Source organism: Enterococcus sp. DIV2385 (assembly GCF_051711925.1).
Taxonomy (GTDB): Bacteria; Bacillota; Bacilli; order Lactobacillales; family Enterococcaceae; genus Enterococcus; species Enterococcus faecalis.
Genome location: NZ_JBIONV010000001.1, coordinates 262,626 through 278,895, shown reverse-complemented (window position 1 = coordinate 278,895; position 16,270 = coordinate 262,626). Strand labels below are relative to the sequence as shown.

16 protein-coding genes are annotated in these 16,270 nt (G+C 37.0%); 6 read left to right on the top strand and 10 right to left on the bottom strand.

Annotated elements, in window-relative coordinates:
- Positions 1-166 precede the first annotated feature (166 nt).
- The gene (locus tag IGM04_RS01445) at positions 167-1,132 is read right to left on the bottom strand and encodes a DUF4822 domain-containing protein (RefSeq protein ID WP_086317598.1); all 966 of its coding nucleotides are present in this window, start codon (positions 1,130-1,132) and stop codon (positions 167-169) included.
- Between the two features lie 184 nt (positions 1,133-1,316).
- On the bottom strand, positions 1,317-2,294 hold the full coding sequence (locus IGM04_RS01440) for a DUF4822 domain-containing protein (RefSeq protein ID WP_002380015.1): 978 nt from the start codon (positions 2,292-2,294) through the stop codon (positions 1,317-1,319).
- 323 nt (positions 2,295-2,617) lie between these two features.
- Between IGM04_RS01440 and IGM04_RS01435 the strand changes: the two genes are divergently transcribed.
- On the top strand, positions 2,618-3,961 hold the full coding sequence (locus IGM04_RS01435) for a sensor histidine kinase (protein WP_025190950.1): 1,344 nt from the start codon (positions 2,618-2,620) through the stop codon (positions 3,959-3,961).
- On the top strand, positions 3,958-4,650 hold the full coding sequence (locus tag IGM04_RS01430) for a response regulator transcription factor (protein ID WP_002355236.1): 693 nt from the start codon (positions 3,958-3,960) through the stop codon (positions 4,648-4,650). Before IGM04_RS01435 ends, IGM04_RS01430 begins: the two co-directional genes overlap by 4 nt.
- Positions 4,651-4,702: 52 nt before the next feature.
- Here the strand turns inward: IGM04_RS01430 and IGM04_RS01425 are convergent, their stop codons facing one another.
- From IGM04_RS01425 to IGM04_RS01415, 3 genes are all read right to left on the bottom strand, one after another.
- Positions 4,703-5,848 carry a cysteine desulfurase family protein gene (locus IGM04_RS01425; RefSeq protein WP_002358363.1) on the bottom strand — a complete coding sequence of 382 codons (1,146 nt, stop codon included), beginning with the start codon at positions 5,846-5,848 and terminating at the stop codon, positions 4,703-4,705.
- Between the two features lie 125 nt (positions 5,849-5,973).
- On the bottom strand, positions 5,974-7,710 hold the full coding sequence (gene ezrA / locus IGM04_RS01420; protein WP_002355233.1) for a septation ring formation regulator EzrA: 1,737 nt from the start codon (positions 7,708-7,710) through the stop codon (positions 5,974-5,976).
- Between the two features lie 185 nt (positions 7,711-7,895).
- Positions 7,896-8,582 (bottom strand): HAD family hydrolase, encoded by a 687-nt coding sequence (locus IGM04_RS01415; protein ID WP_002355232.1) that lies wholly within the window; start codon positions 8,580-8,582, stop codon positions 7,896-7,898.
- 186 nt (positions 8,583-8,768) lie between these two features.
- Between IGM04_RS01415 and IGM04_RS01410 the strand changes: the two genes are divergently transcribed.
- Positions 8,769-10,121 carry an aspartate kinase gene (locus IGM04_RS01410; RefSeq protein WP_086317597.1) on the top strand — a complete coding sequence of 451 codons (1,353 nt, stop codon included), beginning with the start codon at positions 8,769-8,771 and terminating at the stop codon, positions 10,119-10,121.
- A gap of 22 nt (positions 10,122-10,143) precedes the next feature.
- On the opposite strand, the gene IGM04_RS01405 is transcribed toward IGM04_RS01410, so the two are convergent.
- The 3 genes from IGM04_RS01405 to IGM04_RS01395 are packed head-to-tail and all read right to left on the bottom strand — an operon-like array spanning position 10,144 to position 12,315.
- Positions 10,144-10,680: a haloacid dehalogenase gene (locus tag IGM04_RS01405; protein ID WP_002355230.1), complete on the bottom strand. Its 537-nt coding sequence runs from the start codon at positions 10,678-10,680 to the stop codon at positions 10,144-10,146.
- A 16-nt stretch (positions 10,681-10,696) separates the two neighbouring features.
- The gene (locus IGM04_RS01400) at positions 10,697-11,530 is read right to left on the bottom strand and encodes a DUF72 domain-containing protein (protein WP_002358361.1); all 834 of its coding nucleotides are present in this window, start codon (positions 11,528-11,530) and stop codon (positions 10,697-10,699) included.
- Positions 11,531-11,580: 50 nt separating this feature from the next.
- Positions 11,581-12,315 (bottom strand): acyl-ACP thioesterase domain-containing protein, encoded by a 735-nt coding sequence (locus tag IGM04_RS01395; RefSeq protein WP_010822458.1) that lies wholly within the window; start codon positions 12,313-12,315, stop codon positions 11,581-11,583.
- A 274-nt stretch (positions 12,316-12,589) separates the two neighbouring features.
- Here IGM04_RS01395 and IGM04_RS01390 point away from each other — a divergent pair, with 274 nt between their 5' ends.
- Together IGM04_RS01390 and IGM04_RS01385 are read left to right on the top strand one after the other, a co-directional pair.
- Positions 12,590-13,174 (top strand): lytic polysaccharide monooxygenase, encoded by a 585-nt coding sequence (locus IGM04_RS01390; protein WP_002355225.1) that lies wholly within the window; start codon positions 12,590-12,592, stop codon positions 13,172-13,174.
- 43 nt (positions 13,175-13,217) lie between these two features.
- A complete protein-coding gene (locus IGM04_RS01385) occupies positions 13,218-14,264 on the top strand; it encodes a chitinase (RefSeq protein ID WP_002364979.1) in 1,047 nt (348 codons plus the stop codon).
- Positions 14,265-14,359: 95 nt separating this feature from the next.
- Here IGM04_RS01385 and IGM04_RS01380 read toward each other — a convergent pair whose 3' ends face one another.
- Together IGM04_RS01380 and IGM04_RS01375 are read right to left on the bottom strand one after the other, a co-directional pair.
- Positions 14,360-14,671 carry a DMT family transporter gene (locus IGM04_RS01380; protein WP_002361148.1) on the bottom strand — a complete coding sequence of 104 codons (312 nt, stop codon included), beginning with the start codon at positions 14,669-14,671 and terminating at the stop codon, positions 14,360-14,362.
- A complete protein-coding gene (locus IGM04_RS01375) occupies positions 14,668-15,024 on the bottom strand; it encodes a DMT family transporter (protein WP_002386054.1) in 357 nt (118 codons plus the stop codon). Before IGM04_RS01375 ends, IGM04_RS01380 begins: the two co-directional genes overlap by 4 nt.
- Before the next feature lie 265 nt (positions 15,025-15,289).
- On the opposite strand from IGM04_RS01375, the gene IGM04_RS01370 reads away from it, so the two are divergent.
- Entirely contained in the window at positions 15,290-16,264 is a 975-nt protein-coding gene (locus tag IGM04_RS01370) for a ring-cleaving dioxygenase (RefSeq protein ID WP_002355221.1), read from the top strand.
- The last annotated feature ends 6 nt before the right edge of the window (positions 16,265-16,270 follow it).

Sequence of the window (16,270 nt, the reverse complement as noted above, 5' to 3'; positions counted from 1 at the left end):
ACTCCACCTGTCCATAATATGAACAAATTATTAAATAATAATCATTATAATTATCTTAATAATAATATTTAATTATAACTAATAACAATTTATTTATAGAAGAAGAGAAAACAAAAGAACGTTGGGGGACGTTCTTTTGTTAAATAAGAGAGAAGACAAGAGACTTTTAGAAAGTAAAGGCTGGGTGATATGTGCCTTGGTAAGGTTCATGTTCCACGAACACTTGAATATCATTCCCAGCATTATCTTTACCCATTCGAGTATACGTAAATCGATCATTGTTTAGTTCCGTTAATTCTAGCGCCGCACCGTAACGATTCGTACCAATAGATACATGGGCCCGAATCTTGTTATTGTCCACCACTTGGAAGTACCCAAAATCGCCGCGGGTTTCACCTGTTTGTAAATTGAAAAATTCATATTTACTTGTGTTTGGATCAAATTTCGCTAAACTAATGAAATTTTGATTGGCCGCTGTCACATCATTACCGTTTTTATCTACGACTTTTGTGCCATTCCACAAGGTTGTTCCTAAAATTTTATCCCCTGATTTATTTGTCACAATTTTGCCAGTTTGATTGGTTAATGCTTCACGTCCATTTGTAAAAGCTAATTTTTTCCCATGATAAGGGATGTGTTCCACGTAAACTTCAACATCATTCCCCAGTTTATCTTTCCCTAAACGCTTGTAAGTAAATTTGTCTTTATTCACTTCGGTTAAATCCACTACGGCTTGATAATTTTGTGTCCGCGAAATTAAAATTCGTTTTGTGCCATCACCTGTCACAAAAAATGTTCCTTCGTCACCACGGGTTTCCCCAGTATTTTTGTCGAAAAACTCGTAAAAACCGGTTTCACCATCATATTTTGCTAAACCAATAAAATTAGCATTTTCTGCCGTTAAATCATTACCAGCAGCATCATAAACACGGGTTCCTTGCCAGTCCGTGCCAGATAAAATCTTTGTCGCCTTATCGCCTTTTGTTTGGCCATTGTTTTGATGTTTGCCTAAATTTGCTGTAGCACTATTTGGATTGGCTGCATGATCTGCAAATGCTGGACTTGCATAACCTGCTATCAGTAACGTACTTAATGTTACTAAAGTAATCGAACTTAATACTTTCTTTTTCATAAAGCATCGCTCCTTTTCTTTGATAAACCTATCTTAACAAACGATTCTAAACTACCACTGTCAGAAAAATGAACAATTTATAAACGATTAAAAACAACTATAAACTATTTTTTTGTTAAAAATGAAGCGGTCAAAAGAATCCTTTACTTCCTTTTGAACGCTTCATCCACTCGTGATTGACTAATTAGAACGTGAAGTCTGGCGTAAAGTCTCCTTCATATGGTTCATGTTCTACAAAGACTTTAATTTCTTTGCCATTGTTGTCTTTACCCATTCGTGTATACGTAAAACGTTTATCATTTAATTCTGTTAATTCTAATGCAGCTCCATATTTATTGTCACCAATTGAAACGTGAGCACGGATTTTGTTATTATCAATTACTTGGAAGTAACCAAAATCTCCACGTGTTTTACCCGTTTCTAAATCAAAGAATTCATATTTACTTGTTTTATTATCAAATTTCGCTAAACTAATAAACATTTTATTTGCTTCAGTAACATCGTTACCGTCTTCATCTAAAACTTTCGTGCCATTCCATAATGTAGCCCCTAAAATGTCATCCCCAGGTTCACTGGTAACAATCTTGCCAGTTTCTGTTTCTAAATCTTTACGGCCATTCGTAAAGGTTAATTTCTCGTCAGAATAAGGGATATGTTCTACAAAGACTTCTACATCTTTCCCGTCTTTATCTTTACCCATTCGCTTATAGGTAAATTTATCTTTCGTCACTTCCGTTAAATCGACCACCGCTTGATAGTTTTGTGTATCCGAAATTAAGATACGCTTTTCGCCATCGTCTGTCACAAAGAATGTGCCTTCATCGCCACGGGTTTCACCTGTTTCTTTGTCGAAAAATTCATAAAAACCTGTTTCACCATCATATTTTGCTAAACCAATAAAATTAGCATTTTCTGCTGTTAAATCATTATTATTTTTGTCGTAAACTTTTGTGCCTTGCCAATCAGTACTGGATAAAATTTCTGTTAATTCTTGTCCTTTTGATTGCTCTTTAGCTGCTTCTTCTGAACTAGAAACTGCAGTGCTTGAGCTAGCTGCACTTGATTTATCTGTTGCAGAGTTGGCTCCGCCAGCACAGCCTGCAATCAACAACGTACTAAAGGTTAATAAGGTAAGCGCACTAAAAATTTTTTTCTTTTTCATGGTTGGTAATCCCCTTTTTCTTTTTGATATATTTAGAATAGCAAAGCCTTATAAACTCCTACTTGCCGAAAAATGAACAAATTATAAACAAATGAAAAAAAGTTAATAACAATACTAGCTTTTTTTTGTTCACTTGTAATACACTATAAGTAAGAAATAGATTAAAACCACTAGGAGGGACGCTTTTGACCATTAAACGCCGCTTTTTTATTTCTTATATTAGTGCCATCATTATTACTTTAGCCTCTGTTTTAGCTGTTTTATCCTTAGCTTCTTACATCACGTTAGGAACTGTTCCCAGCTTGCCCCAAGCTTACCGAATGATGAATAAGCAACGACCATTGACCGCTAACGAAGAAGAAAGTTATTTGGCCTTAGATCAATTGTTAAAAAAGTCACCGAAATTACTAGATACGCCTTTAAGTAAAGAATTAAAGGAAACGATTCAAACAATTGAGGCAAAAGGATTAAGTGTGATTATTCGAAAGAATGCACGGTTTCCTTATTATTCGGATAATTTAGTAGAAAAATCTTTGTCTGTACATATTCCAAACTACGAAATGAATAATATTATGCCAACTGGCACACTGGATAATGCAGGGCGTCTATATCATTATGTCAAATCCGATTTTCATTATTTAGATGGTTCTAACGGGAGCTTTATTGTCTTGAAACGCGAAAGCAGCCTTTTTGAATTCTTCACACGCTGGATTATCTGGATGATTTTGTTAATTATCCTTATAGCAATTGCGGCAGCTTGGCTCATCAATAAGCGCTTAACCAAAACCACTATCGAGCCATTAGAAGCATTAGAAAAAGCGACTAAAACATTGGGTAAGGATGCCCAAAAAGAAAATCCATTTACACCAACTAGCCACCAAACCGTCTCAACAGAAGTCAAACAGCTCCAACTTAGTTTTGAACAAATGTGGCAAGATTTAGAAGAAGCCAATGCGGAACGCGAAAAATATGAAGCTAATCGGAAAGAATTAATTGCAAATATTTCTCATGACTTAAAAACACCAATTACTTCTATTATTGGTTACGTTGAAGGTTTGATGGATGGCGTTGCCAATACTGAAGAAAAAAAACAGCGCTATTTAACGGTCATTCATGAAAAAAGTTTAGGCCTCAATGATTTAATTGAAGAATTATTTTTGTATTCTAAATTAGACCTAGACCGTGCTGTCTTTACAATGGAAAAGACCAATTTCACTCGTTTTATTGCACATATTCTTGAAGAATACCGTTTGGAACAAGAACTCGTGATCACTTCTGTACTTCCCACCGAAGCTTTATACGTTCAAATGGATCCCACGCAGATGAATCGCGTGATTACCAATCTAATTCAAAATAGCATTAAATTTGCGGATCCCACTAAAGAACAACTAGCCTTTACGATTTCTTTAACGCATAATCAAACAGACTTAGTTTTAACCATTACAGATAACGGCATTGGTATCGATAAAAAAGAATTACCTTATTTATTCGAACGCTTCTATCGTGTAGACAAATCTCGAACCCCAACAGTTAAAGGAAGCGGCTTGGGATTAAGTATTGTCAAACAAATTATTGACTATCATCAGGGAACAATCACTGTCACAAGTAAAAAAGGAGACGGCACCAACGTGATAATTACGCTGCCGTTGTTGGAGGATGAAAAATGAAACCACATGTATTAATTATTGAAGATGATCCAAGCATTGCTGATTTGCAAAAAGATTATTTAGAAATTAACGATATGACTGTCACAATTGAACATGATGGAAAAAAAGGATTGGAAGCAGCTTTAAATGAGCCCTTTGATTTAATTATTTTAGATGTGATGCTGCCAACTATGGATGGTTTTGAAATCTGTCGTGCAATTCGGAAAAAAAAGCAAACACCGATCATGATTGTTTCGGCTAAAAAAGAAGATATTGATAAAATTCGTGGGCTTGGCTTAGGTGCGGATGATTATATAATCAAGCCGTTTAGTCCCAATGAATTAGTCGCCCGAGCAAAAGCCCATATGAACCGTTATCAATTGTTAAGCAAAGCAGAACAACCACCACAATTACTAAAAATCAATGAAATCGCTGTCGACACTGCCGCCCACAAAGTGTTTGTTTTAGAAAATGAAGTTATTTTTACAAGCAAAGAATACAAATTGTTGGTTTTCTTGATGGAACATCCTAACCGTGTGTGGAATAAAGAAGAACTTTTTGAAAGTGTCTGGGGGTTTGATGCCTTAGATACTGAGGTTTCGACTGTCGTTGTTCACATTAAACGGATTCGGGAAAAATTAAAAAAAGCCAATCTTTCTGACTCTCCAATTGAAACACTCTGGGGAAGTGGCTACCGCTTCAATCGATAAAGAGAGCAAAAATAAGTCGGAGCCTATTTCTAGGCTCCGACTTATTTTTTTATTAATTTACACGAGAAAATTTTTGATAAAGTTGGTTGAAAACAATCATAAATTGTTCAATTTCTGCCATTGTATTGCTTTCATCTAAACTAATGCGCACAGCGGAAGTCGCTAATTCCCCTGGCACATGCATGGCATATAAGGTGCTGCTAGCCATTTTTTTCCGGCTAGAACAAGCACTCGTGGTCGAAATATAAATCTGTTTTTCTTCCAATGCATGGACTAGCACTTCGCCGCGGATCCCTTTCAAAGCAAAACATAAAATGTGTGGCGCAAAATGTTCATTATCTTGTGAAAAAACAGTCACATTTTGAAATTCTTCTAGCGCCTTTAATAAATAACTCCGTAATGTCGCCACATGTTGCGGCCGTTGTTGTTCGTTCTCTAAATGCAAACGCAACGCTTTGGCCATTGCCACAATTGCTGGTACGTTTTCTGTCCCACTGCGTTGGTTGTTTTCTTGCCCGCCTCCTGTTAAAAGCGGCGCTAAACGTTTTCCTTGTTTCCAATACATAAAACCAATGCCTCGTGGTCCATGAAATTTATGTGCAGAAAACGTTGCAAAATCCACCCGATCCGTTAACCACTCTGAGTAATTAACTTTCCCAATTGCTTGAACCGCGTCTACATGAAAATGAATTTTAGGAAACTCTGCTAAAACCTCGCTGATTTCTTTAATTGGTTGAATCGTTCCCACTTCATTGTTCACTGCCATAACAGAAACCAAAATCGTTTCTTTTCTAATTAATTTCTGTAGTTCCTCGACTTTCACACGACCTTCTTTATCCACTGGCGCATAAGAAAGTTCAAAACCTAGTTCGACTAATTGTTCCGCTGTTTCTGTAACTGCTGGATGTTCCACTGCAGAAATAATAATATGATTACCAAATTCTCGTTTTTCGATTGCCGTTCCTTTTAAAACCCAGTTATCTCCTTCAGTTCCGCCACTTGTAAAATAGATTTCATTTGCTGAAACATTGATTAGCTCCGCAATCTGCTTCCGTGCTTGTTGTAAGAGCCGATTCGCTTGGCTGCCTAAGTCATGCAGACTAGACGGATTGCCAATAATCCGCTGACTGGTTTTTACATATGTATCTAAAGCCTGGGGGTAAATCGGTGTAGTTGCACTATTATCAAAATAAATCATTTGTCACCCTTCTTTTTTAAAATTCTTTCCCATTATATACTTTCTAAAGTATCACTTCAAGTCACCACCACGCCATAAAAACAGAGGCTTGTCTGTCGACAAACCTCTGTTTAGTGATTGTTTAATTAAATTGCTGTTAAATTAGGGTTATTGATATTTTTAAAATAAAAATCTTCGATTCGTTTGAACGCCCCTGGCTCAACAGCTTCCAATGCCGTTCCAATTTCATCTAATGCATCTTGATAACGGAATTCTGTCGAGAATAAATACATGCTTTTATCTAAAGCCGCTCGGATGTTCTCGTGAGTATGACGATAGCGGTTTGCATATTGCATCATTTGTTCTGTCAGAGCTGCTGCATTGACTAAATCTTTTGTTTTCTTATCTAATAACTCTAAATCATCTTCGCATAAGTCACACAAACGATTGATTTCATCCATATTAATGCGCATTTTATTTAAGGCTCGGCTTAAATCTTCAATTCGATCCGTTGCCACATAGAAAAATTCTAAGTAATCAGCAGACAAACCTGGTAATCGTTGCTTTTCAACATACCGTTTGATACTCCGTAAACGGAATTCGTATTCGTCGACTTTTTCTTGGGCGACTTTTTCGCCTTTTCTTAGTTCTTTCAATGAAGCATCAATTTCTAATTGTTGATTTTCAATATCATCTAAAATCTTATAGCATTCTTTATAGAACGCTTGAATTTCAGAGTAAGGAACGGTATGTTCTTTCATTCGAGGTTCTAAGTCTTTTTGACGGCGGATAATTTCTTCAATTTCCGTTTGGAAACCACGACTACGTCCTAACTCGTTGTTGTTTAAGGTGTAGCTTTGTGATACATGGTCCAATTCAATCATTAATTGACGGTTATTTTTTAAGGAATGAGAAATATAATCGTCAATAATTTTTTGATTGGTTACGACATATTTCTTCGCTTCAATTTCACGTTCCATCACTTCATATAATGCATCAATCGCCGTTGCTGTGTCGCGATTTGCGACCTCTACTGCAGCAATCTCTGTTTTCTCTAAATCAGCCATTGAATTCTCGACACGTTTTTTCGCATGTTGAATTTCTTCAGCAAAGTTTTGTTCAGGAAACACGTAATCGTCAGCTAATAATTGGTTGTAGCCTTCTTCGATTTCTTTTAATTGATCTGGGAAAGTTTCATTTAATTCTTCATACATTGGTGGAATCCGTTTCATTAAGTCTTCCAATTCATACGTATGACGTTCCGCATCTTCTAGGACTTCTCGAGCCTCGATTGGGTCCCCCGATGTATTTAGTGTGACAAATTGTGTGAATTCAATTTCGACGTTTCTTAATTGTTTTTGGATTTCGGAGTAAGCTGGACCAAAGCTAGCTTTATCATCTTTTAGTGATTTACTTAATTCTTCATAGACATCCAAAGCTTTTTGAACTTCTAATGAATTGCGCTCTTCACTTTCACGTAATTCTTTCAAGCCATTACGAATGACTTCCACTTCGGCTTCCATTTCGGTCATCGTTTCATTCGCTTCCACGACTGCTTTCTTCGCTTTCATGAAACGGAAAATTTCATTTTGATTTTCGACTTCATAAATTTGACTCTCTAGTTCGGCGAAAGAACGTGTCGATAGTTCTACCCAACGTTGATTCCATTCACGGAAACTATTTTGACTCTGTCCAACTAGATGCATTTTTTTAATGTCATCGATTTCTTCAAAGACTGGCAAGTCAAACAGGGCTTCTTTACGAACTTCTAATTCATCTAATTGTTCTTGATTTTTTTTGCGCATAAAATAACCAATTAAGTATAGCACCGCAGCAATAATAACGATTACTAGTACTAAAATGATAATCCAATTATTCTTCATTTTGGCTCCTCCGATAATTTTTCTATAATAAAAGAAAGGTTGTTTGTTCTCTTCACACGGTTATCTATTGTTCCTGACCCTTGAAAAAGGGCATTCTTGCAGAAATACCTATAGAAAATTATAGCACAAACTGTATATTCATTCACTAGTTATAACAAACTTTTTTAAGAAAACCCGCGATCTTCTTACGAAGGGGTTGATTCACTGCTTTCATCGATCCGATTTTCACTAATTTTTTTACAAATATCACTTAGTTGTGTTAAGAAGGCATCCGCTTGACTTTGATCCATCCCAAAGTGTTCATCGCGCATAGCCCAAACTTCTAGCCCAGCTTCTTTGGCAGAGGCAATGCCTTTTTCTGAATCTTCAATGGCTATACATTCCTGTGGCGCAACAGCTAATTCTTGTAACGTGTGCAGATAAATATCCGGCGCCGGTTTACTTTCTTCGAAATCTTCCCCACTCACGACCGCATCAAAATAACTACTTAATTGCCCCACTGTCAAAACCTCTTCAATTGCGTCTTTTGTGGAAGAAGAAGCTAATCCGATTTTATAACCTTGTCTTTTTAAAAATTGTAAAACACGTTTCGCGTTTTCATCAAGCACAGCTAAATAATCTATCGGATGCGCTTTTTTATAGGCTATGTATTGTTCATTTAAAAAAGCAATATCTAGCTCTTTTTTGTTGACTTGTTCAATCTTTTGCCATAATGAACGCATATCCGCACCGACTAATTCCGGCAAGGTTAGGCCCTCAATGGTCAAATCAAATTCCGCTAAAAATGCTTTACGTCGCTCATAATAATAAGCTTCGCTATCTACTAGGACACCGTCCATATCAAAAATAATGGCAGTTTTGGATTCTGTCATACTATTTAACTCCTTCGTTACGACTCATATCTTTACAGTTTAACAAAATTTTAAGGAAAAATGAAGAACAAATATTTTCATGATTTCCTAACTTTCTGAAAATAAGTGGTTGCTTTTCTAAATGTTTTTCGGTATCCTTTTACTAATCTACAAATGAGAAAATAATTAAAAACAGGAGTGATAAACGTGAACGTAGTTAAATTCGGCGGTAGCTCGCTAGCATCAGCACCACAGTTACAGAAAGTCTTACAAATCGTCAAGGAAGAGCCGCGCCGAACGTTTGTCGTTGTATCCGCTCCTGGAAAGCGAACCCCGCAAGATATTAAAGTGACTGATTTATTGATTCAATACTATCAGCGCTACTTAAATAATGAGGACATTGAATCGACAATCTCTGCCATCATTCGTCGTTATGAAGATCTTTTCGATGAATTACACTTGGATAAAGCAGTTTTAGCTGATATTGCTATTTCGATTCGCCAATTAGCCACTTTACCAAAAGAAAACAATGCTTTTTTATTTGACTATTTTTTAGCTAGCGGCGAGGACAATAATGCAAAAGTTGTTGCCAGTTTTTTCAAGCAAAATGGCTTAGATGCTCGCTACATTAGTCCGAAAGAATTAGGTCTCCTGGTGACACCTGAACCAGGCAATGCTCGCATTTTACCAAAAGCTTTAGAGAAAATTAGTGCCTATCGTGAGACTCAACAAATCTTGGTTATTCCAGGTTTCTTTGGTTATACAGAAGCCGGCGAAATTTGTACTTTTTCTCGTGGCGGTTCCGATATCACAGGGTCCATTGTTGCCGCAGGTGTTCAAGCAGATTTGTATGAAAACTTTACCGATGTGGACGGAATTTATGTCGCCCATCCTGGAATTATTGAACAGCCTCAAACGATTCAAGAATTGACCTACAGAGAAATGCGGGAGTTAGCTTATGCAGGATTTGCCGTCCTCCACGACGAAGCCTTAATGCCTGCCTATCGCGCAAATATTCCAGTCGTTATCAAAAATACCAACAACCCACATCATCCTGGCACCCTAATTACCACCTCTCGCAAAGTGAAGCATGCTCCTGTTGTAGGAATTGCTAGTGATCAAGGGTTCGCAAGTATTTACATTAGTAAGTATTTAATGAATAGAGAGTTAGGTTTTGGGCGACGGCTTTTAGAAGTACTAGAAAAATTAGCCTTAAGCTATGAGCATATGCCCTCAGGAATTGATGACATCACGATTGTTTTAAGAGAAGACCAGTTAACAACTGAAATTGAAAATCGACTGATGTCTCAACTCCAAGAAGTTTTAGCGCCTGATGAGTTACGCATCACGCATCACCTTTCTATGATTATGATTGTCGGGGAAGGCATGCGCCAACGAATTGGGGTTACTGCTGAAAGTACAATGGCGTTAGCCAAAGAAAAAATCAACTTAGAAATGATTAACCAAGGATCTTCGGAAGTAAGTATTATGTTTGGTATCAAAAAAGAACAAGAGGAAAAAGCCATCAAAGCCTTATATCGGACGTTCTTCCATGATTAATGAAAAAGACGAATGAGTTTTCTCATTCGTCTTTTTCATTGGTTTCAGTAATTTTCAATTGGCGTTGAATTTCCGCTTTAATTTTAGCTTCTGGCGCAAAATCTTGTTCCCAATTTTCAGGTTTTAATACTTTATTTGTTTCTGGATCATAATGTGGCTGCCCATCTGGAAATAATTTCCCCATATTGGCTTGATGAACGATTTCAATAATTTTTGTTGGATTGACGCCCATTAAGCAAAACGAACCATAAGTAAAATACAATAAATCAACTAGTGCATCCACTTCCTCCACTAAAGGATCAGATACTGGTTTGCCTTTCGCCAAGACTTTCTGCTCTGCTTTATCGACAGATTTTTTTAATCCGTTGACCAATTGTTGAAAAAGCACTTGGTCATTATCAGCAGCACTATATAAAAATTCTACAAGTTCTTCGACTTTAAACTCTGCTCGTCGACTGGCTAGCTCTGGCGAAAAAGCAGTTGGTTGCTCTGGCTGTTGTGGATTAAAAACCTCGTGGAAGGCACAAGCCATTTCATAAGGTGATTGCTTTTCAGACATTCAGCTACCTTCTTTCTCAAAATAAATCTAATTGTTTTGGATTCAAATCATCGTAACTCAAATTCAAGACTTTTTGCATCTGTAGAGCGTTTTCTGCGGCATCGCCGCCAGAATTATTATTAAAAATTACGCCCACTTCTTTGGCTTCTTGCGACATTTTTAAAACAGCTTCGCTTAAATCAGCGATTTCCTGCGTATTATAATGATAAAGGGTTCTTTTTTTTCGCCACTCTGCATCATTGGCTAACCAGCCAGCCGCATTACGTCCGTGAAACCGGAAGAGCACGAGATTAGGATTCGTTACATACGGATAAAAGGGCACTGGATTCGTAGGAATCTGCGGTTCATCTACAATCACAAGGGAAAATTGATTTTCTTTCATAAATTGCAACATTTGTTTTACAAAGTTTGGTTGATACCATGAATTATTTCGTAATTCAATGGCGATGGGTAGGTCTTTAAACCAGTGACGAATTTTTTGCAAGTAAGCGACATTTTCTTTCGTACAACCAAATGTTCCTGAAAATTGTACCAGAAAGGCAAATAATTTTTTACTTTCAATTAATGGGGCCATACTTTCTAAAAAAGCGGTGATCATTTCTTCTTCACTTGCATAATAGGTTTGCCACTCACCTTGACAACTGATTCCACTATAAACTTTCATGACAAAGCGAAAGTTTTCGGGAACTGCTTTGACCCATTCAGCTACTCGTTCTTTGGGAGGAATCCCGTAATACGCCGTGTCCATTTCAACTAGCGGTAAATGACTGGCATATTCATAAAGCGTGGCCCGTTTTTTTCCAGTTAAATAGTCGTGCTCACTAAAAGATGTTAATCCTAAGCGAATCATGTCCTTCCTCCTCTGCGTAACTTTTTATTTTTCTAAACCGTTATCTCAACTTAGTTGGTCCAATCGATATTCGCTTCACAATAGGTTTGACCATCAATCCGAATCTCATGGCGCGTTTTCAACTGATTTTCTTGTTCGACAATTTCGTAATGACTTTCGACTTCTTGGCCATATTCTACTTCTTTATCAAATTTCACAAGAATTTTTTTCGGTTGATGCGTTGTTAAAAAGTCATAACCTAACACATCCAATAACCAATTAAAGTAAATCGCATTATTAACATGTTGATTGCCATCAATATCAAAAAAACGAACACGATAAGGTAAAAAGTTCCCCTCTGTGACCTTTTCAATTTTTTCATGGCGATAAATTTTAGTGATTTTTTCAGAATCAAAAGGTGCAATAATTTCTGGTAGCACACTACTGATTTTCCGATTTTTTTGATCCATTAAGACAAAGGTTGATTTCACAAAGACACATTCATTGCCTTCTTCATCATGAACCCAAAAGTTACGATAACAAAAATATTTGTTATAACTCATAGCTTGCGTTGTAATTGCTACTTTTTCACCAACTTTTGGTAAACGGTGAATCTCTATTTCATAGTTGGTGATGACCCAGCCTAGGCCAAATTGGGCGACATAAGCTGCATTTCTTCCTAGTAATTCTGTTTGTTCTTCTGATACTTTAATGACAACCGCTAACAAAGCCGGTATTTTCATTGCACCAGTAAAATCGCCGTCATAGTAGGCAACTTCATAAGAGGATGTATGTTTTTTTCCCACGAAATAATCTCCTTTTTCCAATGGCTACTTTCGTGTCATTGTTTCTTCTTAAAAGTATACCACGTGATTTCTTCAATTGCGATTCCGAATGAAAAATTAACAAAACTTTGAAAAACACTATTATTTATATTATTTAAAAACATTCTTAATATTACTTAAAAAATATTGTTTTATTTTTAAAAATAACATTTCTTATTATTTGTATCCGAAAGATTATTATGTTATATTCCTATCTGTAAGCGCATACAAAATAATTTTTTAGGAGGTTTTTTTCGTGAAAAAGAGTTTATTAACAATCGTCCTGGCTTTTAGTTTTGTTTTAGGTGGCGCTGCATTGGCCCCTACTGTTTCGGAGGCTCATGGTTACGTAGCAAGTCCTGGAAGTCGTGCTTTCTTTGGTAGTTCTGCTGGTGGTAACTTAAATACAAATGTTGGTCGTGCACAATGGGAACCTCAAAGTATCGAAGCGCCCAAAAATACGTTTATTACTGGTAAATTAGCCAGTGCAGGTGTCTCAGGTTTTGAACCTTTGGATGAACAAACAGCTACTCGTTGGCACAAAACAAACATTACCACAGGTCCCCTTGACATCACTTGGAACTTAACTGCCCAACATAGAACTGCTTCTTGGGATTACTATATTACTAAAAATGGCTGGAATCCCAATCAACCATTAGACATTAAAAACTTCGACAAAATTGCTTCAATTGACGGCAAACAAGAAGTTCCTAATAAAGTTGTTAAACAAACAATTAATATTCCGACAGACCGCAAAGGTTATCATGTCATTTACGCTGTTTGGGGCATTGGTGATACGGTGAACGCCTTTTACCAAGCGATTGATGTGAACATTCAGTAAAAATACTCACATCTTAAACTAAATTAAAGGAGTTCTCAAAAAAATGAAGCTAAAAAAAATAATCCCTGCTTTTCTCCTTCTTTCAACCGTAGCAGTTGGCTTGTGGTTAACGCCTACTCAAGCTTCTGCAGATGCTGCGGATACGATGGTAGATATCTCTGGCAAAAAAGTGTTGGTTGGATATTGGCATAACTGGGCCTCAAAAGGACGCGATGGTTACAAACAAGGAACATCAGCATCGCTGAACCTTTCAGAAGTAAATCAAGCCTACAATGTCGTACCGGTTTCCTTCATGAAAAGCGATGGTACAACACGGATTCCTACGTTCAAGCCTTATAACCAAACGGACACTGCCTTCCGACAAGAAGTCGCACAATTAAATAGTCAAGGTCGCGCAGTTTTATTGGCACTTGGTGGAGCAGATGCACATATCCAATTAGTCAAAGGCGATGAACAAGCCTTTGCGAATGAAATCATTCGTCAAGTGGAAACATACGGCTTTGATGGTTTAGACATCGACTTAGAGCAATTGGCGATTACTGCTGGCGACAACCAAACCGTCATCCCTGCTGCATTGAAAATAGTCAAAGACCATTATCGAGCACAAGGAAAAAATTTCATCATTACGATGGCGCCAGAATTCCCTTATTTAAAACCTGGTGCCGCTTATGAAACATACATTACTTCCCTAAATGGTTATTATGATTACATTGCCCCACAATTATATAACCAAGGCGGCGACGGTGTCTGGGTTGATGAAATTATGACTTGGGTTGCTCAAAGCAACGATGCTCTAAAATACGAGTTCCTCTATTATATGTCTGATTCATTAATCCATGGCACACGCGGCTATCTACAGATACCAAACGATAAATTAGTCCTTGGTTTACCAGCAAATCGGGATGCTGCTGGTAGTGGCTATGTTGTTGAGGCTACCCCTGTAGCCAAAACTTTTGATCAGTTAGCAAAAGACGGTAATCCTATCCGCGGCTTAATGACTTGGTCTGCAAATTGGGACGTTGGTCAAGATGTCAACGGCAAGTCCTACAACAATGAATTTGCGACACGTTATAGTAACCTCGTAAAATAAAAGCTATTTTGAGACAGAACACCGCATTTGGTTCTGTCTCTTTTTAAATTTTACTCACCTGTCTTTCAATAATCCAAACAATGTTCTCTCGCTTTCTAACCAATTAATTTTAAACCAATCACAGAAACAATGATTAAAAAAATAAAAAATATCCGGCGTGGGTCCTTTGATTCACCTAATAGCATTCCTAAAATAGCGCCTCCTGCTGTACCAATTCCTGTCCAAACTGCATAAGAAACGCCCATCGGCAATTGTCTCATCCCTAAATATAAGAATAAGAAACTACCACTAAACGCTAGAATTAAAATTAACAATGAACGTAAGTCTTTTTTTGTTGTAAATAATTTAATTGAACCTACGCCAAAGATTTCAAAACAGCCTGCAATAACTAAGTATAACCAACTCATCTTGTTTCCTCCTCTTTATTTCCAGTTACCATTTTTAAGCCAATTACACCTATTAATAACAGCAACAGAAAAAGAACTTTTCCTATGCCCAATGGTGTGTGGAATAAAAAATGATCTGTTACAATAGTTCCAGCACTACCTAAGCCGACAAATACAGCATAGGCTGTGCCGACTGGCAATTCCTCTCCTGCTTTAATCAGCGCATAGAAACTGATAAAGATTGCGATTACTGTCCCTAAAATCTCCCACCATGTTGTGCTATGCTTCATGCCAATGACCCAAATCACTTCACAAAAAGCGCCAAAAATAACTTTTAACCAAGCTTTACTCATCTTGTTTTCCTTCCCTTCCAAACAAAAAAAGTGCCAACAAACAGTTCAGCTATGGCCTAAGAACTGTTCATTAACACTTTAGTCGCAAGCATCCGGCGATGTTTACGAAAGTTTATGTATTAAAATATCTCAGGCTATTATATTCTTATTTTTTTAAAAAATCAACTAAAAAATAATAGTTCGAATTCGAGACATTTCTTTTGCATTTTTAGGACTAATCATTTAAACTTACTTTTAGTAAGTTAATTAATTAAAAAATTATTTTTCTTTTAGGAGGATTTTTATTATGAATACACAAATTTTAGGTTTACACCACGTCACTGCCATGACTTCAAGTGCTGAAAAAATTTATCACTTTTTCACCGATATTTTAGGTCTACGTTTAATTAAGAAGACTGTCAACCAAGACGATATTGAAACATATCATTTATTTTTTGCTGATGATGCCGGCTCTCCCGGAACAGATATGACTTTCTTTGACTTTCCAGGCTTACCTAAAGGAACCAAAGGAACCAATACAATTTCTCGTACTTCCTTCCGTGTAAAAGATGATGCTGCTTTGGATTACTGGGTATCACGCTTTAATGAATATGCAATTGATCATGGAGAAATTCAAGAACGTTTTGGTAAAAAGTATTTAGAATTTGAAGATTTTGACAATCAACGTTACCAACTTATTTCTGATGAAAAGAACCAAGGTGTTGCAGCTGGCACGCCTTGGAAAAAATCTAACGTCCCTAGTGAACATGCTTTAATCGGCTTAGGTCCAGCCTTTGTAACTGTCGAAAATTACGAACATCTGCAACTAGTTTTAACTGAAGTTTTAGGATTCAAATTGATTGATGCTGAAGGTAGTTTCCATTTATTTGAAGTTGGCGAAGGTGGAAATGGTGCCAGCATCATCGTAGAGCATCGGGAAGATTTGCCAGCGGCTCAAGAAGGCTACGGCAATGTCCATCACTTAGCCTTGCGCGTTGCCGATGAGGAAGCACTACGTTTCTGGATTGAAAAAATTAATCGTTTGGAATTTCCTAATTCTGGCTTTGTGGAACGTTTTTACTTTAAATCTGAATATTTCTTGGCAGCAACACATGTTTTATTTGAACTGGCAACCGATGGTCCTGGGTTTTTAGAGGATGAAACCTACGAACACGCTGGCGAAAAATTATCATTACCGCCATTTTTAGAACCAAAACGGGCAGGGATTGAAGAATTTGTGCGTCCTTTCGATACTTCAGATGCGAATGTTCAACGAAATTAGTATTTT